Genomic DNA, 1,855 nt, shown 5'->3' on the forward strand with positions numbered 1-1,855 from the left:
AAAAGACGCTGTGAGGACACAGCTCGTGGCTAGTATACTGGGATCTAACAAATGCGATCTAAATGAGTAACCCTATCATAATATTCGGAAACGAAAAAAAACTTGTTTATTCTGCTGTTGGTATAAAAAAAACTGAAGGAGACGAAATAATAAAGAATGAGAAAACTAAAGTTTTAGAGTATTGATGAAGATATTTTGGGCAACTATCTAGGTAATAAATACAGAAAGAATGAGGATCACTCAGGTAGATTTATCTTGTTTAATGTCGATAAAGACAACAACGTTCAGCAAAAGGGAATGAAGGGGGATTGTCACTTGGTGCGAAATGAGACGACAACAAAACAGGAAACTGGATTTACATTGGGGCTAAAGTTCATAATTGGCGTGGAACTTAAATTTAGGATGACTCAAGGAGGTGGTTAATGAAAAGAAAGTATTTGAAATACTTCATAGGCGTTTTTGTCTTTGCGGTGGTTGCATCTGTTGTAGTGGATAGGATTCAAAAATCCAATACGCCAGCTTTTTTATTAGAGAAGTTCGAAGAGTTAAAAAGTGACCAATCATTAATGAATTCAATTGGTGGTTATCATAGGTTTGAATATTCTGATCAGATTTTTTACAAATCAAATTATGATTCTTTGATATATGAAATCATAATATTCGGAAACGAAAAAAAAACTTGTTTACTCTGCTGTTGGTATAAAAAAGCCTGAAGGAGACGAAATAATAAAGAATGAGAAAACTAAAATTTTAGAGTATTGATGAAGATATTTTGGGCAACTATCTAGGTAATAAATACAGAAAGAATGAGGATCACTCAGGTAGATTTATCTTGTTAATGTCGATAAAGACAACAACGTTCAGCAAAGTTTTAGCGGACAAAGGAGCTATTTACATAAATTTTTATAAGACTACTGCAAAAAAGAAGGAATGAACAAGGATTGGTTTGTTAAAATAAATGTGATTTTAATCTTTTCTGGATTTGTCACTTTTGCATGCGCTCAGAGTAAGAAGGAATTTGCATTTCTTGTAGTTAAGAGAGATGATAATAATATATCTACTTTTAGGGATAGTCTTGGTATTGAAGTTGATTTGCCTTTCCAGGTTAAAAATAAGTTCGACTCTATTCTTAATTCGTATGAAGAATTTCTTTTGCCGAAAACTAGGTTTCTTGTTTTCAATATTGAGTATTCCGCAGGTGTTGAAATTTATATCCTAAAAGTAAATGGGTCACTGGGAATAAAGGATTATCATATTTTAGCCTTTGACCACGGAAGAAATCTTGTATCCAAGCAGCCTCAGAAGATAAATGGAAAGTGGATGGAAAATGGAGAGTCAGGTTTTAGAGAAGAACATAGACTTTTGGACACTTCACCGACTGAATTAAAAGATTATAATTCTGATGGAGTATTAGAGTTTGTATTTAAGCAAAGAGTTCATAATGGAACTTCATACAACGCTTTGGTTGAACATGTCTTCTCGATTGAGCAAGACATGTAGTTGAGACCAATTCTTTTCCTTGAATCAAAATGTGAATCAATTATTGATGATTGTTTAATACAAAGAGTTTATGATCCCAAGTCGAAGATTTTAAAAGTTACAGTGAGTTGCGAAGGCAGGCAGTTTGAGGAGCTCGGAGAGGTGTATCTGTTATATTCAAATAGTGGGTTTTCCGTCCAAAGTCAAGACTTATTTCTTGAGAAGTATGAAGGACTTCTCGTGACTGGGAGTGGGATGAATTCTGAAGATTTTCTTAATAAAGGTTACGAACCTAAATATTAACGTAGTACTTTCGATTATTTATTAAAAACATAAAACCCTCTTCGGAGGGTTTTATAATCAGTTCTTTTGACCT

Annotated in this window: 2 protein-coding genes; both read left to right on the forward strand. The window is 33.4% G+C overall.

Annotated features, from left to right (window positions below; translation table 11 throughout):
* Nucleotides 1-422: 422 nt before the first annotated feature.
* Nucleotides 423-713 (forward strand): hypothetical protein, encoded by a 291-nt coding sequence (locus tag B3O12_RS16175; protein WP_286757069.1) that lies wholly within the window; start codon nucleotides 423-425, stop codon nucleotides 711-713.
* A gap of 217 nt (nucleotides 714-930) precedes the next feature.
* Nucleotides 931-1,500: a hypothetical protein gene (locus tag B3O12_RS16180; protein ID WP_286757070.1), complete on the forward strand. Its 570-nt coding sequence runs from the start codon at nucleotides 931-933 to the stop codon at nucleotides 1,498-1,500.
* Nucleotides 1,501-1,855: the final 355 nt, after the last annotated feature.

The sequence above is a fragment of the Roseivirga sp. UBA838 genome (assembly GCF_002296035.1).
Classification (GTDB): Bacteria; Bacteroidota; Bacteroidia; order Cytophagales; family Cyclobacteriaceae; genus Roseivirga; species Roseivirga thermotolerans.

Bases quoted from the DNA above. Each gene is read 5' to 3' on its own strand.
- B3O12_RS16175 (WP_286757069.1), top strand. From the start codon at position 423: ATGAAAAGAAAGTATTTGAAATACTTCATAGGCGTTTTTGTCTTTGCG.
- B3O12_RS16180 (WP_286757070.1), top strand. From the start codon at position 931: ATGAACAAGGATTGGTTTGTTAAAATAAATGTGATTTTAATCTTTTCT.